Source organism: Sulfurimonas sp. NWX79 (assembly GCF_039667035.1).
In the GTDB taxonomy this organism is placed as follows: domain Bacteria; phylum Campylobacterota; class Campylobacteria; order Campylobacterales; family Sulfurimonadaceae; genus Sulfurimonas; species Sulfurimonas indica.
Genome location: NZ_JALCZL010000001.1, coordinates 41,239 through 65,039, shown reverse-complemented (window position 1 = coordinate 65,039; position 23,801 = coordinate 41,239). Strand labels below are relative to the sequence as shown.

Genomic DNA, 23,801 nt, shown 5'->3' with positions numbered 1-23,801 from the left:
AAAAGCTTATCTAAGAGTTACGATCCTTGCAACTTTTGCAAGGAAAGTCTCTAGAGACTCCTTCACCCCTTTAATGGTATACACTACGTTTGTATCAAACTTTTTTTCAACTACAGTAATATTATTTGCTTCAATCTCATAATCTACTAAGCGGACGTCTCCATACTTAATCTCTATAATTTGAGTATTTTCTTCTCTATACTCAATCAGGTCCGCTTCACTTACAACAAGATTCACTGCATCACTATAGGCTCGAACTAATCCACCGGTACCGAGTTTTGTACCACCGAAATAGCGTACAATTATTACAGCTACATTAATTAACTCCTGCCCTTGCAGCACCATTAAAGATGGTTTACCCGAAGTTCCCTTTGGCTCTCCATCATCACTAGAGTGTTCTACGATTTGAGAATATTCATTCAAATATCTGTAAGCAGTTACAAAATGTCTTGCTTTTGGATGTTGTATTTTTAGTTGTTCAAGCGTTGTTTCATATATTTCGTAGGGAATAAGGTGAGCAATAAACTTCGATTGCTTCACCTCTAAAGTAGTGGTAAAATGTCCTTTGAGTGTTTGCATTATGCCAAGTTTGTATAAACTTTTTGCACATCCTCATCATCTTCAAGTCGCTCTAAAATCTTATCTACATCGGCTTGATCCTCTTCACTGATCTCTATTGGAGTATTTGCAATTCTCTCCAGTGTTGCTTTTGTGATCTCAACACCCAAGTTCTCTAAAGCTTCATTCATTGTACCAAATGCAGTATAATCAGCAGTTGCAAGAACAAGGCCCTCTTCTTCCTCAATCTCTTCCAGACCGGCATCAATGAGTTCAAGCTCTAACTCTTCTAAATCCATATCATCTTTTAAATTAAACTCAAAAATAGCCTTGCGTGAGAACATAAACTCGAGTGAGCCATTTGTCAGCATCTCACCACCATTTTTATTTAAAATACTTTTTACATTTGCAACGGTACGTGTGTTGTTATCTGTCGCACATTCGATAAAAAGAAGCACTCCGTGAGGAGCTTTGCCTTCAAAATTCACCTCTTTCATATCTGCACTATCTTTTGCAGCAGCTCTTTTTATCGCAGCATCAATATTGTCTTTTGGCATATTTTCCGCTTTTGCATTTAAAATCGCCGTACGGAGTTTAGGGTTTAGATCAGGGTCCATTCCACCCTCTTTTGCCGCCATTGTAATGACTTTTCCAAGTTTAGGAAACAGTTTAGACATTGCTCCCCATCTTTTTAATTTTGATGCTTTTCTATATTCAAACGCTCTACCCATAAAAATTCCTAGTTAATTTTTTTGCAATTATACCATTTTCAAAACTATAAGTGTATAATACAGCATGAGGAATACAGATGAAACTCTCTTTTAGAATCAAACACCATTTTTTCAGTGCATTTCGTGAAATATTTGTTCATCATCATGGCTCATTAGAGTTTCGTGCCAAAATATTTGCACTTGTAATTGCTGCAAATGAAAAACCAAAAGTTGAAAATTTTATTCTTGTAAAAGAGCTCGCTACAAAAATTTATGAGGGGGATGAGGACAGAGCAAATCTGCTACTCTTAACGACAAAAGAGCTTGTTGAAAAAGTAAAAAAACAGAACGCTTTAGATTTGGACCTACTCGTTGCTACTATACAAAAAGAGTTAAAGATTGTCCCACGATATGCAAAAAAGATAGATATTGAATCTCTTAAAAATTTTTTACTCTACAGTAATGATGAGGATACACTTGCATACCAAAAAAATATCTTAGAGTTTCTAGAAAAATTAAAAGAAGAGACACTTCACAGCAATAAATCAATAACGAAGGAATAAATGAATGGATTTACAAACACTGGCACTTCACGCAGGTTATGAAAAAGATACGCAAGGGACTATGGCAGTTCCAATTTACCAAACCACAGCTTATGAGTTTCGGGATGTAGAACACGCTGCAAATCTCTTTGCAATCAAAGAGCTTGGCAATATATATACACGTCTGAACAATCCGACAACTGATGTTTTTGAAAAACGTTTTGCCTCACTAGAAGGTGGAGAAGCAGCACTTGCAACTTCATCTGGAATGAGTGCAATATTTTATGCCTTCGTTAATGCTGCCCAAACCGGTGATAATATCATCTGTGCAAAACAACTCTATGGAGGAAGCCTTACGCAAGTAGCCCATACACTGAAACGTTTTGGCATAGAAGCACGTTTTTTTGATGTTCATAATCCTGAGGAAATTGAAGAGCTCATTGATGAAAAATCTAAAGTTATTTTCTTTGAAAGTTTGACAAACCCTAGTATCGATGTTGCAGACATTGAAGCACTTACTGCCATTGCCAACAAACATAATATCTTAACAGTAGTGGACAACACAGTAGCAACACCTGTACTTTGCCGTCCTTTTGAATATGGTGCGGACATCACTGTGCATAGCACATCAAAATACACAACAGGTCAAGGTCTTGCTCTCGGTGGTATTTTGGTTGAGAAAAAAGGTTTAAATGAGAAACTCAAAAACAATCCACGCTATGCACATTTCAATGAGCCAGATGCTTCCTACCATGGTCTTATCTATACAGAGACAGGACTACCTGCATTTACACTTCGAGCAAGACTCTCACTCCTGCGTGATTTAGGAGCAGTGGTCTCTCCATTTAATGCATGGCTCTTTATCCAAGGTATGGAGCATCTTTCCCTAAGAATGAGAGAACACTCACGTAACGCTTTGATGCTTGCAGAGTTTTTAGAATCACATCCAAAAGTTAAAAAAGTCAACTATCCTGGTCTTAAAAGTAATGCAAACTTCGAAAATGCCCAAAAATATTTTACAGATGGACTCTGTAGTGGGTTACTGAGTTTTGAAGTGGAAAGTTTAGAAGAAGCAGAAAAAATTGTCAATGCTACAAAACTTTACTCTCTTGTTGTAAACATTGGTGATTCAAAATCAATCATCACACACCCAGCATCAACAACACATCAGCAACTATCTCATGAAGAGCTAGTTGCGTGTGGTGTTCCTGAAGGGCTTATCCGTCTTTCTGTTGGCTTAGAGAGTGCCAAAGATTTGATAGATGACATTGCTCAGGCACTTGACGCCTAATATAGAGGTGGGCTTAAGCCATTTTTGCTAAAATGTCACTAATTATTTTAAGAGAGCAACCAATTTGTCATTAAACCTGCAAACATATACTGAACATTTTACCAATCCTCTCTATTTAGAGAGTGGACGTATCTTAGAGCCTTATGATATTAGCTATGAAACATATGGAGAGCTCAATGAAGATAAAAGTAATGTAGTAGTCGTTTGTCACGCTCTCACAGGAAGTCATCATGCTGCAGGTTTTTATGAAGGTGAAAATAAACCTGGCTGGTGGGATGGGCTTATCGGTCCAGGTAAAGCGATAGATACAGACAAATATTTTGTCATATGTTCCAATGTCATTGGAAGCTGTTTTGGTTCAACCGGACCTATGAGCCCTCAGTATCCACACCATGAACCATATCGTTACAGATTTCCTGTTGTCAGTATCAAAGATATGGTAAAAGCACAACGAATTTTATTTGACAGACTTGACATTCACAGAGTTCACGCAATTATTGGTGGAAGTATGGGCGGTATGCAAGCACTCCAATTTGCCATCCACTATCCGAACTTTTCAAATAAAATCATTGCAATGGCAGCAACACACGCAACACAACCTTGGGCTATCGCCTTTAATAAAGTAGCTCAAGAGGCTATTTTAAAAGATCCTGATTTCAAGCAAGGCTACTATGACCCTGACATTATAAAAGAACAGGGACTTGCCGGTATGGCAATTGGACGTATGGCAGGACATATCAGTTTTTTATCTCCTGAATCTATGCGTGAGAAGTTTGGAAGAGATTATAAACTGACAGATGGATTGTATGAACTTTTTGGTAAGTTTCAAGTAGAGTCATACTTAGAGTATAATGGCTACAACTTTACAAAATGGTTTGATCCGCTTACCTATCTCTACATTACAAAAGCCATTAATATCTATGATCTTTCACGCGGATTTGATTCTTTACATGAGGCACTCAAACGCATCACAGCAAAACTGCACCTCATTAGTTTTAAAAATGATATACTTTTTAAAAATTTTGAGATGCAAGAGATAGCAGATGAGCTCCAAGCAATCGGAAATGCGAACTATGACTACATCGATATTGAGAGTGACTACGGACATGATGCCTTTCTTGTTGAACTCGATAAGTTTGAAAACTATGTAAAGGAAGCACTCGATGGCTAAAGAGAACTTTGAAAAAAAACTGGAAAATGCCAAAAAAATTCTAGAGACTTTGATGAAACCGGAGATTACACTCCAAGAGAGTGTAAAAGCATATGAACAAGGTATGAAAGAGTTAAATGAAGCGCAAAAAATGCTTGAAGATGCAGTTATCAAAATCCAAGAGATAAAAGCCTCTTAAAATGCGTGCAGCTGTCTTACAACTTAGCTCTCAAGGTATGAGTTCAACAAAGCTCTACAACTATATCCGAATTGCAAATAAAAAAGGTGTCAAACTCCTACTTCTTGGAGAATATATTCTCAATCCTTTTTTTAAAGAGTTGCAAAATATGTCTTTAAGTATGATTAAAGAACAAGCCTCGCATCAGATAAAAATCCTCAAAGAACTCTCAGCAAACTACAGTATGACAATAGTAGCTCCTATTGTCATAGTTAAGAAGAAAAAAGTCTATAAAACCATTGCAAAGTTTGCACCTGCTTCTACCTCTTATTATGAACAACAGATTCTTATCAACTACTCTCACTGGAATGAAGAAAAGTTCTTTGCCAATGAGATAAAATCCTTACAGACACCTCTTGTCTTTAAGATTGATGGTTTCAAATTTGGCGTTATCAGTGGATTTGAACTCCACTTCGATGAAATCTTCCAAAAACTAAAGAACAAGAATATTGACTGTCTATTAGTTCCAAGTGTCTCTACTTTTGAATCATACGAACGCTGGAAAGCACTTGTCTCAACACGAGCTTTTACGCAAAACTACTATATTTTAAGAGCTAATAGAATTGGCGAGTATCAAGATAAAGAGTTGACATGGAACTTTTATGGAGACTCTATTTTGGTCTCTCCAAACGGAGAACTTCTCACACACTTAGGAAACAAAGAAGAGCTTATGATTGTCGATATGAACCACTCCGATGTTATAGCCTCACGCAGAACATGGGGATTTAAAGAAGCGATTAATAAAAGAGTGTTATAATCACTAAAATTTGATAAAACTCGATTAAAGGCTTCATCATGATGCAATATTTTCACCGTCAAGTCCAGCTCTGGGGAGAAGAGACACAACAATCACTGCAAGATAAAAAAATAGCTATCATTGGTTCAGGGGGACTTGGTTCTTCCCTTGCCTTTGCACTTGGAGCAACAGGAATCGGTGAAATTCATATGGTTGATTTTGATGAAGTCAGCCTGCATAACATCCACAGACAGATCGCTTTTAAAAGTGGTGATGAAGGAAAAAACAAAGCCCAAATAAACGCAAAAATCATTGAAGAACGCTGTCCCTATGCAAAAGCTATTGCTCATGAAATGAACTTTGAAGAGTGGAGCAAAAAAAATATAGAAGTCGACCTCATCATTGATGCGACAGATAATCTACCAACACGTGCAGAGATAAATGCTTATGCAAAAAAGAGACATCTCCCTTGGGTCTATGGCAGTGTTGAAGCTTTTCATGGCCAAGTAGCTTTTATCGAGGAGTCTTCATTCTCAGACTCTTTTAAAATCATCCAAAAAACACCAGCAGGAATTGCCGCTCCAATTGTTATGCATATTGCTTCACTACAAGCAAATTTGGCACTTCGCTATCTTGCTGGACTTAGTGTCAAAAAAGACCTGCTTTACTATCTCTTTTTCAATGATGAAGGTGAGCTAATTACACAAAAATTTGGACTTCCAAAAGCTGACTGATTTGTAAAATAATTAAAGGATTTTGAAGTGGTGGGTTCGCCGTGACTCGAACACGGGACCACTCCGTTATGAGCGGAGGGCTCTAACCAACTGAGCTACGAACCCACTTCTAAGAATAGGTCGAAATTATACATATCAGTTGCTTAGAAGTTGCTTTATTTCTGGGCTTTATTTGGTATTTACCATCCATAGAGAAAAGATATCCAAATATCCCCAAAATGATTGCAAAGAGGTCTCTGTAACACCCTCGTTCTGTAACTCTATTAAAAGAGGTTTATAGAGTGCAAGCCATATCTCTCTTGCTTTTGCATCAATAGCAAAAGGCGCATGACGACCAACCATTCGTGGAGCACCTCTATTGGTATTAAAATATGCCGGACCTCCACAAATCTGAATAAAAAAGTCTGCAGAATTTACTTTTGCCTGTTCAAACTCCGCATCATCCTGTGGAAATAGATGATAGATATCACTCTTTTTAATTGCATCATAATGTTTTGAAATCAGTTGCCTCAATCCATCTTCACCCACTTCAAGTAAAAATTCCGGTATTGGTTTTACAACAGGAGGTCTTACACCAAAAGCTGCATAACTTATCTCTAACTTCATATCTATTCCTAAAATTTTATTTTGGTGCTTTTATTTTATAGACAACTGCATAAAGCAGTGGTACATATAAAAGATTCAACACTGTTGCCCACGCAATTCCGTATCCTAGAGATACTGCCATCGGTTGAAGTATCTTTGCCTGACCTGAAGCAAAAAAGATAAGTGTCAAGAGTCCAAGCACTGTTGTAAGTGATGTTAACAAAATCGGTCTGAGTCTTGTTTGTGCACGACGCATCAACTCTTCTGTATCTTTTGCTCTTTTTATAAAGTCAACCATAATAAGTCCATCATTGACAACAACTCCGGCAAGTCCTACTATTCCGATAAGTCCCGGCATTGTAAGGTTCAGTCCCATAACCCAATGACCAACAAATACACCAAGAAGAACAAGTGGTATTGTACTGATTACAATTAAAGATTTCTTGATAGAATCAAACAACCACACAAGTGTAATAAAAATTAAAAAAATGGCAATAATTGCTGATTGCATCATCTCTTTTTTATTTTTATTATTCTCCTTCTCTTCTCCTTTTATCTCAACTAAAAGCCCCTCTTTTTTAAATTCCTGAAGCATTGGCTCTATTTTTTGCATAAGCTCTGAAGATGTAATAATTTTTTTATCAATCGAAGCATAAAGACTTCGAATGCGTTTTCCATCCTCTTTTTTCAGTGTTACATAACTCTGCTTATACTCAAAATCACATATATCTTTCAGTCGGACATACTGCTTTGATGATGGTACTTGCAACTCCAAAGCATTGAGTGAATGGATATTATTGTCTAAATCACTCTCAATACGAATACGAATAAGTCCGGAGTTGTTAAAGAGTTTTCCATACTCTCCTTTAAGATAATAAGCACGCAGTATATTTGATACGACTCCCTCATTAAATCCTAGCTCCTGACCATATCTGTTTACACGCAGTTTCAACTCTTTTTCCCCAAGGGTTGCATCATCTGAAATGTTAAATACACCCTCGATTGAACCTAGTTTCTCTTCTAAAGACTTCAGATACCCAACTACATTTTTTCCATCTTTGGAACTGAGACCTATCTCCACATCATGTGCAATTACACCGGCACCAGGAACTTTAACAACTAGCTCTTCAAAAAGTTTCTCTCCTTTTTCATCCTTGGCCGCACGCAGACTGACAAGTGCTTTTTTTATTCCTTTGGCTATCTCTTTTGCATCAACTGTTCTTGTTTTTATCTTTGCATCATATTCAATGGAGAGATAGGGACTGATATATTTGTCAAAAAAGTTCTCCGGTGCTCTTTCATGTAGATCAACAAAGATATGAAACATATTTTCACCCAACTCCGCTCTGTTTTTAGCATCCATTTTAAAGCCAATAACAGAGGTAACGGATGAAACATTTTCATTATCAATCTGCTTCATAATGATATTTTCTAATTTTGTAACAACTTTTTCGGTATCTTTTAACTCATTGTTGATATTGACTTTTCCATAGACATAGACCTGGGTATTATCAAAATCAGGAAAAAGTTGAAACTTCGCATGTTTTATCATGATAAACTCAAATCCAAGTATAAAAAAGCTTATCAGCAGTAGTGAGACAAGTTTTCTTTTAAAGAAAAAATGGAGCCCCTTACTGTACCATACATACATTTTATCCCAGAAAACTTTTGTAAAACTCCCTTTTTTGGAAACCTTTAAAAAGTCATGTGCGTGCAGCGGTAAAAAGTAAAACGCTTCAAAAAGAGATGAGAGCAGTAAAACCGTAATCATAATGGGAATAATTTTAATGAACATTCCCATCTCTCCAGTCATTAAAAGCATCGGCAAGAAGGCAAAAACAGTTGTCAGTGTTGCAGTGAGCACTGCAGGAAACATCTCTGCCGCACCGTTAATAACAGCCTCTTTTCTCTCCATACCCTCTTCTAAGTGCCTGTAGATATTTTCTGCAACAACGATGGCTTCATCCACGAGCATTCCAAGTGCAATAAGTGCGCCTAAAAGTGAGAGCATATTAAGAGAATCTCCCAAAATCTCTGTTACGATGAGTCCTATCATAAAACTCACAGGAATTCCAAGAGCTACAACAAAAGCAATCCCACGGTTGATAAAAATCAACATCGCCAAAAAGACAAGCATCAATCCAAAAGCGATGTTTGAAAAGACCACATTCAAACGATTTTTAATCCATACAGATGTATCTGTATAGATATTAAAATTTAATTTTGGATGCTTCTGTTTTTGTTCTTTTAAAAGTTCACGTATCTCTTTTACCAGTGCGATTGCATTCCCGTTTTTACTTTTTGTAACATTGATGGAAACATTTCTTACACCATTATAGTGAGAAAGCTCTACCTCATCGCTCAGTTTAAAGGCTACATCTGCGATATCGCCTATTCGCAGTTTAATATTGCCTACATGAATGATAGTATCTGCAATCTTCTCTTTGGTCTTTTCACCGTTATAGGTTGAAATATAGAGATGGTGTGCTTTTTGTTTGATTGTCCCTATTGGAAAAATTGAGCTGATATTGCTGATAGCTGAAACCACTTGTGTAGTACTGAGTCCATAAGCCTGCATCTTTTGATAATTTAGTGAGATATCAAGCTCTTCATCCGCATCACCACGAATCGTTATATCACTCAAATCTTTAAATTTTGCAAGCTCACTCTTTAGCTCATCTGCACGTTCTAAGAGTTCCTCTTTTGAAACATCTCCTGAGAGTGCTATGAGAACCAAAGGAAAAGCATGTGTCTTTATCTTGGCAACCGGTTCATTCATATCTGCCGGTAGATCTTTTTTTACACTGCTTACAACATCTTTTACATCATTGAGTACAAGTATATTGTCTGAGCCGTTTTTGATCTCCGCACTGATGATAAATGAACCATTTTTAATGCTACTTTTTATCTCTTCAAGTTCATCAATGTTTTGCAGATCATCTTCAATGCTCTGCACTACCATCTTATCCAAAATATCTGCAGATGTTCCCGCATAACCACCTTTAATAGTGATTTTATCCATATTCATCGGCGGAAAGATCTCTTTTGGAATATTGATATATGCAAATATGGAAAGCATAAAAATGAAGATCAAAAGTATGTGGTTTAAAAGTGGTTTTTCAATGGCAAACTCTATAAACTTACGAATCAATATTTTTCCTTAAAATTTAAAAAAGTGTATCTAGTATCTGATTTTTGAACTTGATGGACTCTACAGAAGCACTAATCAGCCTGTTTTCTTCTTTGAGTGTTTCATACTCGATTTTTAGTTTCGCTATCTCTCTACTTTTATAGTATATCTGCTGTGTGATATATATCTTTGGAAAAGCGAACATTGCAACAAACAAAAGTGAAAAGACAATGTACAAAAAGTAGTTAAAATCAAGGCTTTTTTTATTTGTTATTACTGAATCTACTTCATCTAAAAGTTCATGCTTCTCACTCACCTGCTCCTCCTTTATAAATTTGTCTCAAATACTCGCATTTTTGCACTTCTGCTTCGTGCATTTGCTTTGAGTTCATCATCTTGCGCCATAATCGGCTTCTTTGTAAGAATACGTCCTAACTGATGGTTGCTTCCACAGGTACATCGAATAGCTTCCGGTGGACATATACAAGACTTTGCCCACTTCGAAAACTCTTTTTTAACAATTCTATCCTCTAAAGAGTGAAAAGAGATAATTGCAATCTTTGCATTTGGCAACTTTGCCTCTTCTATGCTTTGCAGAAGTGATTTTAGCTCTCCTAGTTCATCATTGACTTCGATGCGAATAGCCTGCATCAAAAGTGTTGCAGGATGAATCTTTTTACCTCGAGGCATAAAAGGTTTGAGTTTTTCACTGAGCTCTTTTGCAGAGTTAAAAGGACGGTTATTAACTATCTCAGATGCAATCTTTTTAAAGTTACGCAGCTCTCCATACTCTAAAAGTATTCTCTCCAACTCTGATTTTGCATATCTATTGACAACATCTGCAGCACTTAAAGCTGCTTCTTTATCCATACGCATATCAAGATTCTCACTCTCATAAGAAAATCCTCGATCTTTTTGATCAAGCTGCAGAGATGAAACACCTATATCTGCTAACAGACCTTTTATCTCTCCTGCATCAACCTCACGCAGAATATCTTTGATGACATTCGAAAATCGTCCTTTGCGTATCGCGACTCTGTCACCATACTTCTCTAAACGCTTGCGTGAGAACTCTATGGCTGTCTGGTCCTGATCGATTGCAATGAGCTTGATATTTGGGTTTGCATCAAGAATCATTGAAGAGTGACCGCCATATCCCATTGTGCAATCAATGACTATTCCCTCATTTATATCTTTAAAAGTTTCAACTACTTCTCTGTATAAAACCGGAATATGTGGAATATTTTGCAAAAGTCACCCTAAACATAAAATTTAAAGTGATTATACAGCAAAATTGATTTAGGTTTAATTTTTTATACTGTATGATTGAGCAATATTTTATAAAAAGAGGGAATATGGACCTTATAGTTGCCTATCAAAACGAGCTTTTAGCTCTTGTAGCCATCTTAGTTGTAATTTTTATCTATCTTATAATAAAGAGAAAAACAACAAGTTCGTCAACTCAAAAACGTACTGAAGAAATTGTTACAGTAGAGACAACAAAACCAGTAGTTGAAGAGGTAGTTGCACAACAAGAGGAAGAAGTAGAAGCTCACGAGAAAGCAGTAGAAACAGAAGATACATCAGCTACTCTTCTTGATGGAAAAGAAGAAGGGGATTTTGGAGTAGTTGAAGAAAAAGATGCTGAGAAAGTTCAAGTAAAACAAAAGGTCATCAAAAAAAGAGAAGTACCACCGCATGCAAAAATTACAAAAGATGACTTTAAAGAGTTTTCCGGTCAGCGTATCTTGCTTGCTGAAGACAACATCATTAACCAGAAAGTTATTTTAGGGCTTTTGGCTGAGAGTGGTATTGATGTTGTTGTAGCAAATGATGGAGTTGAAGCTTTAGAGATTTTAGAAAAAGATGACAACTTTATTCTTATTCTTATGGATGCGCATATGCCTCGTATGGATGGTTTTGAAGCTACACGTAAAATAAGAAAAAATCCGGCACTTAACCATATTGTAGTTGTGGCTCTCAGTGGAGATACTGCAGCTGATGATATTAGAAAAATGACAGAAGCGGGAATGAGTGAGCATTTGGAGAAACCATTGAAAATGGATGCACTCTATGATGTTATATATGCATATACTCCAGATGAAAATGCAAGTAGTAGTCTAAACTATACTGAACTTGATATAGAAGAGGGAATGGAAATTTCAGGAAATGATACTGCTTTCTATCATGAAATTTTAAATGAATTTATAAACAGTTATAATAATGCCCATGAAGTTATTGAGTCCCTTATCAAACAGAACAACACAGAAAATGCGGATAGACTACTGTTGGATATTATCGGAGTATCGGCAAACATTGGAGCGCAAAAACTCACTGCAACTGCACGAGAATTCAAAACATCCTTAAATAGTGATGACAATGAAAAATCAAGACTTCTTTTTAAATTCAAAGAAGATTTGGAAAATTTAGTCAAAGAGATCAAAAGCTATCTTCTTACAAACAACTAGAACCTTTCTTGTTGTTTGTAGCGCTATTTCCTTAATGCTAAAATTGAGGAAAAAACTTCTATAGAAATCATCTATAAAGTAACACTTAAAATAAAATTTAACTAAATTTTATTACTTAACCATAATAATTGACTTAAATCAACCCTATTTCATCTAAAACTTTATACACTACATATGATTCTAAAATCTAACCTAAGTTTAAGGAAACAAAATGATTGATCCATCAATTGTTAGACCGGAGATAGCATTGGATGATTTCTTACCTATCTTTATTTCATCTGCACTTGTGTTAGTTTTTGGAGGAATTTATGTTGGTATATATACTGCAGTAAAAGTTAAACTGCTTAAACCATGGACTATGACTATAGCCTATAGTTTTTGGATGCTAACTGCCTATTGTTTGTATTTAATGGGAAGTTTGATGCATGTAGGTGATTTTACTGCAAAAGCTTTAGTTGTCGCTGCTATTGGATTGTTATTACTTCCATACGCAGTTTATTATATGCAAAATCAAGTTCATGAAGAGAATGAACATTGATAACTATATATTTTGGCAATAATTTATAGGAGGATACAGTGGCTAATAAATCTGTATGGAGTGACAATCGTTTCTGGCAACGTTCAGCAACGTGGGTTACAGGTTTTGCATCAATACTACTTATTTGGCTAACGTTTGATACGTCAGCTCAAATTGCAATGGGTAATGATGAAGACCTTAAAAACGGTGTAACAAAAAGGGTTCCAGGACCTACAGTTATTAACTATAAGATTACATATGAAATGGACGCAAAACGTGGTCATGAAGTTCCAGTAATTGGGGAAAAAGAGAAGTTTTTTGGTCGTGATGACTGGTCAGAAGAAGAAGCGAGAGCTCTGCTTCACTTAGGTAAACTAGGTTCACAGGCTAAAAACTGTATGGATTGTCATACACTTCTTGGAAATGGAGCTTATTATGCACCAGATTTAACAAAAGCATGGTTAGATCCGGCATGGGGACCAGATGGAGCTATGCAAGCATTAACTGGAAAAAATACAAAAGAAGAGGCAATGGCTGAATTCTTACAACATCCAGACCAATTCCCAACTCATGCTCGTATGATGCCTGATTTAGGAATCACAGCTGAGGAAGCAAAAGGTTTGGTTGCATTTTTAAAACATATGTCGTCTATAGATACAAATGGTTTCCCAAGAAACTTTGGACGTATGCAAGGAGCAATCAATGGCAAATAATCATTTAACATCAGAGTCAAAACAGTTAGCAACATGGTATTTTACTTTTGCTGCTATTCTTTTTGGTGCTCAATTACTTTTTGGTTTAGTAGCAGCGATTCAATATGTAATGCCTGGTTTTCTTTATGGAATTCTAGACTTCTCTATTGCAAGAATCTTACACATTAATGCACTCGTTGTATGGATGGTCTTTGCAATGTTTGGTTCAGTTTACTGGTTGTTACCGGATGAGACTGGTATTGAGACAGTAGGTATCAAGATCGGTAAACTCCTTTTCTGGATTTTTGCAGCTGCAATCGTTGTTGTTGTTCTTGTATATCTTTTTATTCAAGTCGGTCCTGCAGATGCAACTACTATTTGGTTTATTACTGAAGGTCGTGAATATATTGAAGCTCCACGTTGGGCTGACTGGGGAATCGTAGTTGTTGCTCTTGGATTTGTTGCAAACTTATTCCTTACTGGTATTAAAGGAAGACAATCTGGAATCGTAACAGTTTTAATGGCTGACATGATTGCATTTGCTGGTCTTTATTTAGCTGGTATGTTCTTTACTGACAACATTACAATTGATCAATACTGGTGGTGGTGGGTAATCCACTTATGGGTTGAAGCTACTTGGGAAGTATTTGTTGGTGCAATTGCTGCTTATGGTCTTATCACTATGATCGGTGCACACCGTAAAGTTGTTGAGATGTGGTTATGGATTGAAGTTGCAATGCTCTTTGGTTCAGGTATTTTAGGTCTAGGTCACCACTATTTCTGGATTGGTACACCTGAGTACTGGTGGGAAATCGGTGCATTATTCTCAGCACTAGAACCATTACCACTTGTTGCAATGTTTATCCACGTTCTTTATGATTGGGGTAAAACGCAAGGTGCAGAGATGGCAGATGAGCATACAGATGAAGCTCATGTTAAATCTGTTATTACAAACAAACCGGCATTTACATGGTTCGTACTTAATGCATTTGGTAACTTCTTAGGTGCAGGTATCTGGGGATTCTTCCATACATTACCTCAAGTAAACCTATATACTCACGGTACACAGTTTACATCAGCACACGGTCACTTGGCATTCTTTGGTGCATATGCGACTATTCTTGTTGGTATGATGTACATTGCAGTTCAAGGTACAAACGGCATCAAAGTAATGAAACATACAAAAGCTTCTCTATGGGGTGTTAGTTTAATTACTGGTGGTGTTGTAGGTATGACTGTAGCACTTACAATCGCTGGTTATGTTCAAGTATTGGTATCTCGTGCACAAATGGGTGCTACATGGGCTGCATACTTTGATGGTCAAAGTGGTTTATGGTTTGCACAGGCAATGGATTGGAGACTTATTATGGGTACTGTTACATTCTTAGGTTTCTTATTCTTAGCAAAAGATTTACTTACAACTGGGAAAAACCCAGTTCACGAAAGATAAGGAGATAAAATGTTTGAACCATTTACAGACGTTGTGCCAAGCTTTTTCGGTTGGCTCAACCAAGGTCCTTTAACACTAACAATTTTTCTTCACACTGTGATTGTACTTCCAATGATTTGGATCTACTTCCAAGAGAAAAAACGTTTAGAAAACGAAAATTAGGTTGCCCTGGCTCCTTTGGGGCCATGCTTAATCTTCAATTTTAGAAGGAGAAATAAAATGAGATTAAATAAATTAGTTATGTCAGTTGCGGCTTTAGCAGTTGTAAGTTCAGGTCTTTTTGCGGGTACATCACATATGAATGTGGAAAAAGTATTTGAAAAAGAGTGTCAGGGATGTCACGGTCCAAACCATGAAGGTGGTGTTGGTTCTGACTTACGTCCAAAAGTTATCTCTAAGAAAAACTCTTATATGTTAGCAGAGACTATCCTTAACGGACGTCCGGGTACAGCTATGCCTCAATTTAAAGAGAAGTTTTCAAAAGCTGATGCAGATAAGATGGTTGACTATCTACAACATTTTAAAGGTAAGAAAATTGAAGTTCTTACTTTAGAGAATGTAAAAAAAGGATGGAAAAAACTTAACGACAGAATGAAATTCCTCAAAAAATATCCTCACGCAGCAGATGTTAAGAAAAATACAGATATTTGTTTCGTAACAGAGCGTGATGCTGCTCGTGTTGTTTTTATAGACGGTACAAGTGGTAAAGTATTATCGAAACACCCTGCAGGGTTTGCTGTTCACGTAACAGTAACGAACAAGCGTCAACCTCGTTATGCATATTCAATCTCTCGTTCAGGTTTAGTAACAATGTTCGATCTTAACACTCCGGGTCAACAAAAAATTGCTGAATGTCAAGTTGGTTCTGAATCACGTGGTCTTGCAGTTTCACCAGATGGTAAATACCTAATGGCTGGTAACTACGTTCCAGGTGGTGCTGTACTTATGGATGCTATGACATTAGAACCACTTAAAGTATATCCAACATCAAGTGTAATCGATACGGAAGGTAACATTGGTTCATCTCGTGTTGCTGGTATTTTTGACACTCCATATGGTCCATACATTGCATTTGCACTTAAAGATGCAGGGCATGTTTACATTGTTGACTATTCAAAAGAAGGTTTCCCAATCGTAGGTGATATTCCAAACATTGGTAAAATCCTCCATGATGGTCTTTTAAATGAAGGTGATGAGTTTGGTCGCTATCTCTTTATTGCATCACAAGGTTCTGATGTAATGGGTGTTGTTGACTTTAAAACGAAATCTTTAGTTGCTAAAGTATACACTGGTCCTGGTTCTAAGCCACACCCAGGTCAAGGTTCATCTTGGTATAACGACAAATACGGTCAACTTTTTGCTACAGACAGTATGAATGTTGGTAATGTAGTTATCTGGGATAAAAACTGGAATGTTGTTAAGAACGTAAGAACTGCTGGTGGTGGTCTTTTTGTCGGTACAAGTGAGCATACTCCATTTATCTGGGCAGATAATGTTCTTGGTGGACCTGCTAATTGGAATAAAGTACACTTAATCAACAAACAAACTTTAGAAGTTGATAGAATCATTACAGTAGGTACAAAACGTGGTACTGTAACCGATCCGGTTACTCATAAAGTACTTTACAGCTGGAAAGTACCAACTGTTAAAGATAAAAAAGGTAAAGTTGTAATTCCTAGAATCTTACATGCTGAACCTGCAAACCATGGTCACTGGACTATGATTTCTGAATGGAATGCTGGTCGTATCGGTATCTATGAAGCAAAAACTGGAAAATTTGTTAAATATATTAAAGGTTTAACAACTCCAACATTTACTTACTCTATCGAGCATAGACAAACTATTCCAGGTGCATAAGCACCCTCTTCTCCCCTTTTTGGGGAGAATTCTTCACTCCTTTATTCTGTCTATCAAAAACATTTCATTTTATAATTTTTTTTTATAAAATATTCAAATTTGTATAATTTAAAAAATTCCTATTTTAGAGCCTATTTAAGGCATATTTCAAGCTTAGTTTTGCTAGAATATTACTTATATCAAAGAAAGAAAAACGATGAAAACTATTTTAATTTCACTACTGCTTTTTTCAAATTTACTCTTTGCTGATTCGCTAACAGGAAAAAAAGTTTTCCAAACTTACTGTTGGGGATGCCATCATCAAACAGCCATGGCTTTTGGACCTCCTTTTAGTGAGATAGCAACCAAAAGAACAAAAGCAGAGATAGAAGCTTACATCGCTTCTCCAAAGTCTATGTATAAAGCATTTGGATATAAAAGAACTGTTATGACACAACTGCATCTCAGTGCAAAAGAGTTAGATCTCATCAGTGACTACATACTCTCTTTTAAAGGAAAAAAATAATGTTTCGACTCTCCAACCTCATAGCTTCTGTTGTAGAAGATAAAAAAGAGAGAATACTAGACGGAAGTATCGCTATTTGGAACTTTACAAACCGTTGTAACCTTTCATGCTTGCACTGTTACTCAAAATCAACCTTGGATGAAGTTGATACACTGACAACTCAGCAGATTAAAAAAACCATTCTAGAGATGAAAGAAAACGGTGTCAAGTTCATTATCTTCTCCGGTGGTGAGCCGCTTACAAGAAAAGACCTGTTTGAAATTGCCAAGTTTTGTAGACAAAACGGTATCATCACCTATCTCTCAAGTAACGGTCTTTACTTTACAAAAAGCAATATCAAAAAGATCACCGAAACATTTAACTATGTCGGTGTCAGTATCGATGGTGATGAAGCAACACATGACTATTTTCGGGGACTCAAAGGAGCCTTTAAAGAGACACTCAAAGCAGTTCTGCTTGCGAATGATACAGGTTCAAAAGTAGGTATCCGCTTTACTATGACAAAAGATACTATTGACTCCTTAGAGTATATTTTTGATTTGGCAGAAAAACACAATATTCCTAAAATCTATGTCTCGCATCTTGTTTATTCAGGACGAGGTCTTGATAACTTGAAAATGGATTTGACAAAAGAACAACGCCGCAGGGCTGTAGAGTTCATTTTAGATAAAGCCTTTGAGTATTATGAGACAGGTCGCGATATTGAAATAGTTACCGGGAATATGGAGATGGATGCCATTTTACTTTTAGAGAAATTTGGCAAAAAATATCCAGAACTGAAAGAGAAAATGAGAGACAGACTTGTTAAATGGAGTGGAAACTCTGCAGGACGTAAACTTCTTAACATAAACTCTGAAGGTGATGTTCGTCCCGACCCGTTCTTCCCGCTTATTGTCGGTAATATCATCAACCAAGACTTTGGTGATATCTGGCAGGGAGGAGAACTTTTAGACCAGTTAAGAGTCCACCCTAGAAAACAGATAAGTGGAATCTGTGCAACTTGTAAACAGATCGATATCTGTAACGGAGGCAGTCGTGCGCGTGCATATGCAATCAGTGGAGACCTATGGGCTGAAGACCCGTCATGCTATTTAACAAAAGAAGAAAGAGAGACTATTTAAAATGATACAAAAACTTTTTACCACAATCCTATTATTGCTCTTAGCTAATAACTATCTGAATGCAAAAGAGAAAATCTTTGTTGTAGAGCGAGAAAGCAATTCTGTTGCTGTTGTTATCAATGACCTGCCAAAATCACATATGACAGGTATGCACAATATGAACCATGGAGTTATCAAATTTTATGGGAATGATGGCTATCTTATCTCTCGTGATGGTTATGTTGTGCGATTTGATCCTCGCAGTGAGAAAAAACTTGATGAGTACAAAACAAGTAAAAGTGCTATCGGTTTTGTCATAGCAAAAAACTATGTAGCGGTTGCAAACTATGATGACAAGAGTGTAGATATTCTCTCACGTGATTTAAAGCCACTACAAAAGATCAAAACCGGCTCTCGTAACGTGGGTATAAAAATCTATAAAAACTATCTGATTTTTTCAGAGATGGACAATGATGCCATTGCTATCTATAAAGATGAAAATGAAAAAAAGGGACAACCAAAGTTCAAACTCTATAAAGAGTTCAAAGATGTCGGTGTTATGCCTTTTGATGCAATGATAAAAGGGGATAAATATATCAATGGTTTTTTCCAAAGTCCTTGGTTTGGTGTTGTTGATTTAGACAGCATGCAATTTGAAAAGATTCAACTTAAACTCGATGATAGAAAACCGGTACTGAAAGTCCCTCATTTTGGTTTTTGGTCCATCAGCGATTCAAAAGTTTTCATTCCTGCAGTTGGAGATAACAAAGTCTTTGTTTATACACCTGATTTTAAATTTTTAAAAGCGATAAAAACAGAAGGTTTACCAGTATTTACTGCGCTATCTCCTGATAAAAAATATTTAGCTGTTACCTTTTCCGGGAACAAATTTCCGGTCATTCAAATTATTGACACAAAAACGCTAAAAGTCATCAAAAGATTTGCATTTGATGGTAAGATACTTCATGTCAGATGGTCGAATGAAGCACCGAAACTCTATGTTTCTGTAAACGATACAAATAAATTAGCGATAATCAATACAAAAGGCTGGTGGTTACAAAAAGAGATATTTACAATTAAAAAACCATCAGGGATTTTCATCTATGAGGAGAAGAGATAATGGGCAAAGTATATTTAACAGGCGCTGGTCCAGGAGATGTTGAGCTTTTAACGATCAAAGCACACAGAGTTATTACCCAAGCCGATGTTATCATTTATGACCGTCTTGCCAATCCTGAGATTTTAGATATGGCAAAAGATGGATGTGAGTTTGTTTATGTCGGAAAAGAGGATGGGAAACACACATTACCACAAGATGAGATAAATGAAGTTATCTATCAAAATGCTCTCAAGCACAATGTTGTAGTACGTCTCAAAGGTGGTGACCCTTTTGTCTTTGGTCGTGGTGGTGAAGAAGGAGCATATCTTCATGAGCGAGATATAAAGTTCGAGATTATTCCAGGTATCACCTCAGCTGTAAGTGTGCCTGCCTATGCAGGCATTCCTGTAACTCATCGTGGAGTAGCTGTTAGTTTTCGCGTAGTAACAGGACATGAATCCCCAAATAAAAAAGAGTCACAGATCCCATGGGAAAACTTTAAAACAGATGATACGATTGTCTTTTTAATGGGACTTCATAATCTAGAAAAAATCTCTTCAAAACTCCAAGAAGTAGGAAAACCGAAAGATTATCCGTGTGCCGTTATCTCACGTGGTACTACAAAAGACCAGAGTGTTGTGATTGGGACATTGGAGAATATTGTCCAAAAAGCAAAAGGTGTCCCTACTCCTGCACTTATTATTGTCGGACATGTTGTTGAGTTGCGTGAGCAACTGAAATGGTTTGAGAAAAACTAAACTACTCTTTTTTAGCAGCCTCTATCTCTTTTAAGAGATCAGCTGCCTGAATATCTCCATCTTTTACATTTTCACTCAGCCACTGTTTTGCCTTTTTAAAATTTAATGCTTGCATATAAACTCTTCCAACATTATGTTGTGCAGCGATATGTCCTGATTCGGCCGCTTTTTCTAAAAGTGATGCTGCATAATTTAGGTCCTGTTTTACTCCATCACCGTTATAGTACATGAGTGCCAGATTGTATGTAGCGTCACTATTACCTTTCTCAGAAGCGATTTGCAGATATTTTGCCGCTTTTTGTAAATCTTTTTCGACATTTATACCTGAGAGATACATCATTCCCAAATCAAAGCAGGCTCTTTTATCACTACTATCAGCAGCCGTTTGTAACCATTTGAGTCCTTTTTGCTGACTTTTTTGTATGCCGATACCATTAAAGTAAAGGTAACTCACTGCATTTTGTGCAGTTATATCACCTTTCTCAGCAGCCTCTTTATAAAGTCTAAATGCTTTTTTATATTCTTGATTTTTATATGCCTGCAATGCTTCTTGTGTTGAAGCATAAAGAGAAACTACCATTAAAAACACTAATAGAATTTTCATATACAAACTCCTAAACATAATAAAGCAGCAGTGACAGTGTCAAAGCAAACAGAAACGTCACTGAAACCATTACAGCTCTTTTTTTCGACTCTTCGATATTATATTTTTTTTCCAAATATTCACTTGCTTTTATTCCCGGATAGATACTAAATAACAACATTGGAAATGTCATAACTAAAATAATGACTATGTCTTGTGAACCCATTAAAATCCATTCAATTCAAAGTTTTTTTATAATTATTATTATATCATATTAAGGATACCTAACTTGTTTATGGGTTGAAAAATATAAAAGGAAAACAAAATGAAAAAAATTATTATCTTAAGCGTAACTGTTCTACTCTCTTCATTACTTTTTGTATCATGTAGTGCCACAACAGGAGCTCATGTTGATGCAAAAACTGCAGATTATACATACTTTAAAGAGATGCCATTGCAAAAAGTTCATAAGCTCATTGTAGAAGCGGGTGAAGATGATGGTTGGAGAATGACAGAATTTAAAGAAAATGAACTTATAGCAGAAAAAACAGAAAATGGTGAAACAAAAGCTGTAACAGTTGAGTTTTCAAAAGATTATTTTCATGTGACACCACATAATGGTGATTTAGAGGATGCAATCGAAGATAAACTTGGATTATAAACTCCTATTTATATAATTTTGCTACACTTTATCTATCAATAGATAAGGGTAGTAAAATCATGGATTTTTTCAAATATATACACGCTGTCGGCACAGGTCTAAAAGGGAATCGAGATCTTAGTTTCGATGAAGCAAAAGATATGATGCAACAGGTTCTAAACCAAAGTGTTCCAAGTGAGCAAATTGCGGCTTTTTTACTTGGATGGAGACTCAAACCGGAAACGACAGAAGAGTTTCGTGGTGCGATTGCTGCTTGCGATGAACATATTACAAAATCTGAAATAAAAAACTCTCTTGAACTTGGTTATCCTTTTGACGGGAAAGCCAAAAATCCTTATATTTTTCCACTAGTGGCCAAAGCACTTGAGAAACAAAATCTAAAGCTTGTCATTATCGGCGATGAAAAACAACCTGCTAAAGATGGTATAACGATTAAAGAGATAGTCTCACAAATCAAATTACATCCTAATATACACTATTTTGACAGAAAAGAGTTTTTTAACAAACTTCATAAACTTACAGAGATAAGGAACAGGCTTGGTCTACGAAGTGGATTTAACACAATTGAGAAGCTCCCCGGAGTTGCAAAAAGTGAATATGCAATTATAGGAGTTTTTCATAAACCTTATGTAAAAAAATATGCACAGATTTTTTCTGACAGATATAAAAAATTTGCACTCATCCAAGGGAATGAGGGAACACCTGAACTCTTTTCAAAAGGTCGTCTATGGATGGTAGAGAATGAAGATGTTCAAGAGTACATTATTGACCCTGAATATTTTGGTATACACTATAAAAAATCATGGGATAAAATATCTCTAGAAGAGTCATCCCAGCAGTTACACAGTCCATCCGATGAGTTCTTAAAACTAGCACGCTTAAATGCTGCTGTTTATCTTTTTGTAACACAAAATGCGCCAACTATTGAGGATGCGTATGATATGCTCTCTTAATGGCACTCTGAGAGTTTCTCTACTATTTTTCTAGGAGTTATGATACCTTCAAGAGGGTCACATAAAAAAAGCTCCTCAGAGCTTAAAAAAAAGAGTGCCGGATATGTTGTCGTGTAAAGTAACTCTATCGGATAACTCTTTTTAGCATGACTACGTACAATAACAGCTATAAAATCTTTATTGATATCTTTTATATATTTTTGATTTAAAAAGCTCTCTTTGATAATCGCATTACTTTCTTTTGTGTCCTCTTCTATCAAAAACACTAAGATATTTTTATACTCTTGATTTGCTTGTTTCCTTACAGATTCATAATCACTCTGCCAAGCAACATGACTTGCGTGAGAAAGTACACTGCAAAGTAAAAAAACTACTATTAGATGAAGAGAGAAGCACTTTTTACTTTGTAATTCCATAATCGACTATCTCACCATCAAGAGACTTTAAAAAAGCTTCAAGTCCATCTAGCTGCTTTTTCGTCAGATCAATTCCAAGTTGATACTTTGCCATGATTTTTATTGCTTCGGGAAGTGTTTTAACTACACCGTTATGAAAGTATGGAGCAGTTTTGGAAACATTTCGTAGTATTGGCACACGAAAATAACGAGTCTGGTCTTTTCCTAAAAAATCACCAATGTTTTCAAATGGGTATGGATGGTACTTTTTAAAATTAAAACTCATCTGTGAAAAATGTCGCTTATGTGTTTTGTCATCAAAAGTCGTTGTCAAATCTATGATGCTGTTATAGTCTCGCAGTGGAAACTTTTGAATTTTCTGACCACCGACAGCCGGACCAAAATGGCAAGCCTTACACCCCATGTCTATAAAAAGATTGAGTCCATACTGCTCTTTTTGCGTAAGGACCTTTTCATTTCCCTCTAAAAAATCATCATAACGGCTTCGTGTAACTAAAGTTTTCTCATATGCAGCGATTGCTTTTGTAATATTGTCAAATGTAATCTCATCTTCGCCGTCAATATCTTCAAAAGCATTGACATACTCTGGATTTTCTTTGACTCTCTGCTCTATTAGTTCTGGAGTAGATGCCATCTCGAATGTTGCCTGAGACGGGCCTTTTGCCTGCTCACGCAGAGACTTAGCTCTACCATCCCAAAAAAGATGTTTTGAATATGCGGTATTGAGTACTGTTGGAGAGTTAAGATGAGAGGGATTTGGACGCTGTTTGTAACCTATGGCAGTTGGTTTTCCATCAACACCACCCTTTTTAAGGTCATGACATGTTGCACAGGCAATCGTTCTGTCACGTGAGAGATTTTTATCGAAAAAGAGCTTTTTACCCAAGATGATTTTCTCTTTACGAAGAGGATTGTACTTGTCATCAACTTCACTTTTTAAAGTCTCATAATCTTTAGGAATAGGCTTTAAACCTTTATCCAATGCTTTTTGACGTAAGTCATCATATCCACTTACTACCATTACAAAGGCAAGTAACAAACCTATTCCTCTCATCATAAAACTCCCTT

Annotated in this window: 28 protein-coding genes and 1 tRNA gene; 18 read left to right on the top strand and 11 right to left on the bottom strand. The window is 36.4% G+C overall.

Annotation, left to right across the window (positions count from 1 at the left end; all coding sequences use genetic code 11):
- Positions 1 to 6: 6 nt before the first annotated feature.
- Positions 7 to 579 carry a YigZ family protein gene (locus MNY27_RS00375; protein WP_152183516.1) on the bottom strand — a complete coding sequence of 191 codons (573 nt, stop codon included), beginning with the start codon at positions 577 to 579 and terminating at the stop codon, positions 7 to 9.
- Entirely contained in the window at positions 579 to 1,289 is a 711-nt protein-coding gene (locus tag MNY27_RS00370) for a YebC/PmpR family DNA-binding transcriptional regulator (RefSeq protein WP_152183515.1), read from the bottom strand. Before MNY27_RS00370 ends, MNY27_RS00375 begins: the two co-directional genes overlap by 1 nt.
- Before the next feature lie 77 nt (positions 1,290 to 1,366).
- Between MNY27_RS00370 and MNY27_RS00365 the strand changes: the two genes are divergently transcribed.
- From MNY27_RS00365 to MNY27_RS00340, 6 genes are all read left to right on the top strand, one after another.
- Positions 1,367 to 1,831 carry a hypothetical protein gene (locus MNY27_RS00365; protein WP_152183514.1) on the top strand — a complete coding sequence of 155 codons (465 nt, stop codon included), beginning with the start codon at positions 1,367 to 1,369 and terminating at the stop codon, positions 1,829 to 1,831.
- Positions 1,832 to 1,835: 4 nt separating this feature from the next.
- Complete coding sequence (locus MNY27_RS00360; RefSeq protein WP_152183513.1) at positions 1,836 to 3,101, top strand: O-acetylhomoserine aminocarboxypropyltransferase/cysteine synthase family protein; 1,266 nt, start codon at positions 1,836 to 1,838, stop codon at positions 3,099 to 3,101.
- A gap of 64 nt (positions 3,102 to 3,165) precedes the next feature.
- Positions 3,166 to 4,272, top strand: a complete 1,107-nt coding sequence (locus MNY27_RS00355) for a homoserine O-acetyltransferase (RefSeq protein ID WP_152183512.1) — start codon at positions 3,166 to 3,168, stop codon at positions 4,270 to 4,272.
- Positions 4,265 to 4,450 (top strand): exodeoxyribonuclease VII small subunit, encoded by a 186-nt coding sequence (gene xseB / locus MNY27_RS00350; RefSeq protein WP_152183511.1) that lies wholly within the window; start codon positions 4,265 to 4,267, stop codon positions 4,448 to 4,450. Before MNY27_RS00355 ends, xseB begins: the two co-directional genes overlap by 8 nt.
- A gap of 1 nt (position 4,451) precedes the next feature.
- Positions 4,452 to 5,246, top strand: a complete 795-nt coding sequence (locus MNY27_RS00345; RefSeq protein WP_152183510.1) for a carbon-nitrogen hydrolase family protein — start codon at positions 4,452 to 4,454, stop codon at positions 5,244 to 5,246.
- Positions 5,247 to 5,284: 38 nt separating this feature from the next.
- A complete protein-coding gene (locus tag MNY27_RS00340) occupies positions 5,285 to 5,959 on the top strand; it encodes a ThiF family adenylyltransferase (protein WP_152183509.1) in 675 nt (224 codons plus the stop codon).
- Positions 5,960 to 5,987: 28 nt separating this feature from the next.
- On the opposite strand, the gene MNY27_RS00335 is transcribed toward MNY27_RS00340, so the two are convergent.
- The 5 genes from MNY27_RS00335 to rsmH form a co-directional block, all read right to left on the bottom strand.
- Positions 5,988 to 6,064: transfer RNA gene (locus MNY27_RS00335), tRNA-Ile, on the bottom strand.
- Positions 6,065 to 6,127: 63 nt separating this feature from the next.
- Positions 6,128 to 6,565, bottom strand: coding sequence for a globin (locus MNY27_RS00330; RefSeq protein ID WP_152183508.1), 438 nt, complete (start codon positions 6,563 to 6,565; stop codon positions 6,128 to 6,130).
- Positions 6,566 to 6,581: 16 nt separating this feature from the next.
- Positions 6,582 to 9,695 (bottom strand): efflux RND transporter permease subunit, encoded by a 3,114-nt coding sequence (locus MNY27_RS00325; RefSeq protein ID WP_152183507.1) that lies wholly within the window; start codon positions 9,693 to 9,695, stop codon positions 6,582 to 6,584.
- A 16-nt stretch (positions 9,696 to 9,711) separates the two neighbouring features.
- The gene (locus tag MNY27_RS00320; protein WP_152183506.1) at positions 9,712 to 9,990 is read right to left on the bottom strand and encodes a hypothetical protein; all 279 of its coding nucleotides are present in this window, start codon (positions 9,988 to 9,990) and stop codon (positions 9,712 to 9,714) included.
- A gap of 11 nt (positions 9,991 to 10,001) precedes the next feature.
- The gene (gene rsmH, locus MNY27_RS00315) at positions 10,002 to 10,925 is read right to left on the bottom strand and encodes a 16S rRNA (cytosine(1402)-N(4))-methyltransferase RsmH (RefSeq protein ID WP_152183505.1); all 924 of its coding nucleotides are present in this window, start codon (positions 10,923 to 10,925) and stop codon (positions 10,002 to 10,004) included.
- A gap of 104 nt (positions 10,926 to 11,029) precedes the next feature.
- Between rsmH and MNY27_RS00310 the strand changes: the two genes are divergently transcribed.
- The 10 genes from MNY27_RS00310 to cobA all read left to right on the top strand — a co-directional run bounded on the left by MNY27_RS00310 (position 11,030) and on the right by cobA (position 20,120).
- Complete coding sequence (locus tag MNY27_RS00310) at positions 11,030 to 12,142, top strand: response regulator (protein ID WP_346391717.1); 1,113 nt, start codon at positions 11,030 to 11,032, stop codon at positions 12,140 to 12,142.
- A gap of 211 nt (positions 12,143 to 12,353) precedes the next feature.
- Positions 12,354 to 12,680 carry a hypothetical protein gene (locus tag MNY27_RS00305; RefSeq protein WP_152183503.1) on the top strand — a complete coding sequence of 109 codons (327 nt, stop codon included), beginning with the start codon at positions 12,354 to 12,356 and terminating at the stop codon, positions 12,678 to 12,680.
- Between the two features lie 38 nt (positions 12,681 to 12,718).
- Positions 12,719 to 13,372, top strand: a complete 654-nt coding sequence (locus MNY27_RS00300) for a cytochrome c (RefSeq protein WP_346391716.1) — start codon at positions 12,719 to 12,721, stop codon at positions 13,370 to 13,372.
- The gene (locus MNY27_RS00295; protein ID WP_152183501.1) at positions 13,362 to 14,801 is read left to right on the top strand and encodes a cbb3-type cytochrome c oxidase subunit I; all 1,440 of its coding nucleotides are present in this window, start codon (positions 13,362 to 13,364) and stop codon (positions 14,799 to 14,801) included. The genes MNY27_RS00300 and MNY27_RS00295 overlap by 11 nt, the downstream gene beginning before the upstream one ends.
- 9 nt (positions 14,802 to 14,810) lie before the next feature.
- Positions 14,811 to 14,963: a hypothetical protein gene (locus MNY27_RS00290; protein WP_188109436.1), complete on the top strand. Its 153-nt coding sequence runs from the start codon at positions 14,811 to 14,813 to the stop codon at positions 14,961 to 14,963.
- 57 nt (positions 14,964 to 15,020) lie between these two features.
- On the top strand, positions 15,021 to 16,658 hold the full coding sequence (locus MNY27_RS00285) for a nitrite reductase (RefSeq protein WP_152183500.1): 1,638 nt from the start codon (positions 15,021 to 15,023) through the stop codon (positions 16,656 to 16,658).
- 196 nt (positions 16,659 to 16,854) lie between these two features.
- Entirely contained in the window at positions 16,855 to 17,163 is a 309-nt protein-coding gene (locus tag MNY27_RS00280) for a cytochrome c (protein ID WP_152183499.1), read from the top strand.
- Complete coding sequence (locus tag MNY27_RS00275) at positions 17,163 to 18,284, top strand: radical SAM protein (protein WP_346391715.1); 1,122 nt, start codon at positions 17,163 to 17,165, stop codon at positions 18,282 to 18,284. Before MNY27_RS00280 ends, MNY27_RS00275 begins: the two co-directional genes overlap by 1 nt.
- 34 nt (positions 18,285 to 18,318) lie before the next feature.
- The gene (locus tag MNY27_RS00270; RefSeq protein WP_346391714.1) at positions 18,319 to 19,383 is read left to right on the top strand and encodes a cytochrome D1 domain-containing protein; all 1,065 of its coding nucleotides are present in this window, start codon (positions 18,319 to 18,321) and stop codon (positions 19,381 to 19,383) included.
- Entirely contained in the window at positions 19,383 to 20,120 is a 738-nt protein-coding gene (cobA, locus tag MNY27_RS00265) for a uroporphyrinogen-III C-methyltransferase (RefSeq protein ID WP_152183496.1), read from the top strand. Before MNY27_RS00270 ends, cobA begins: the two co-directional genes overlap by 1 nt.
- Position 20,121: 1 nt before the next feature.
- Here cobA and MNY27_RS00260 read toward each other — a convergent pair whose 3' ends face one another.
- Both MNY27_RS00260 and MNY27_RS00255 read right to left on the bottom strand, forming a co-directional pair.
- Positions 20,122 to 20,724 carry a tetratricopeptide repeat protein gene (locus tag MNY27_RS00260; protein WP_188109435.1) on the bottom strand — a complete coding sequence of 201 codons (603 nt, stop codon included), beginning with the start codon at positions 20,722 to 20,724 and terminating at the stop codon, positions 20,122 to 20,124.
- 10 nt (positions 20,725 to 20,734) lie between these two features.
- Positions 20,735 to 20,929, bottom strand: coding sequence for a hypothetical protein (locus MNY27_RS00255; protein WP_152183494.1), 195 nt, complete (start codon positions 20,927 to 20,929; stop codon positions 20,735 to 20,737).
- A gap of 99 nt (positions 20,930 to 21,028) precedes the next feature.
- Here MNY27_RS00255 and MNY27_RS00250 point away from each other — a divergent pair, with 99 nt between their 5' ends.
- Positions 21,029 to 21,364: a hypothetical protein gene (locus tag MNY27_RS00250; RefSeq protein WP_152183493.1), complete on the top strand. Its 336-nt coding sequence runs from the start codon at positions 21,029 to 21,031 to the stop codon at positions 21,362 to 21,364.
- A 59-nt stretch (positions 21,365 to 21,423) separates the two neighbouring features.
- Positions 21,424 to 22,317, top strand: coding sequence for a glycosyl transferase (locus MNY27_RS00245; protein ID WP_152183492.1), 894 nt, complete (start codon positions 21,424 to 21,426; stop codon positions 22,315 to 22,317).
- Here the strand turns inward: MNY27_RS00245 and MNY27_RS00240 are convergent.
- Complete coding sequence (locus MNY27_RS00240; protein WP_152183491.1) at positions 22,314 to 22,733, bottom strand: thioredoxin family protein; 420 nt, start codon at positions 22,731 to 22,733, stop codon at positions 22,314 to 22,316. The genes MNY27_RS00245 and MNY27_RS00240 overlap by 4 nt on opposite strands.
- Positions 22,717 to 23,790, bottom strand: coding sequence for a cytochrome c peroxidase (locus tag MNY27_RS00235; RefSeq protein WP_223176037.1), 1,074 nt, complete (start codon positions 23,788 to 23,790; stop codon positions 22,717 to 22,719). The genes MNY27_RS00240 and MNY27_RS00235 overlap by 17 nt, the downstream gene beginning before the upstream one ends.
- Between the last annotated feature and the right edge of the window lie 11 nt (positions 23,791 to 23,801).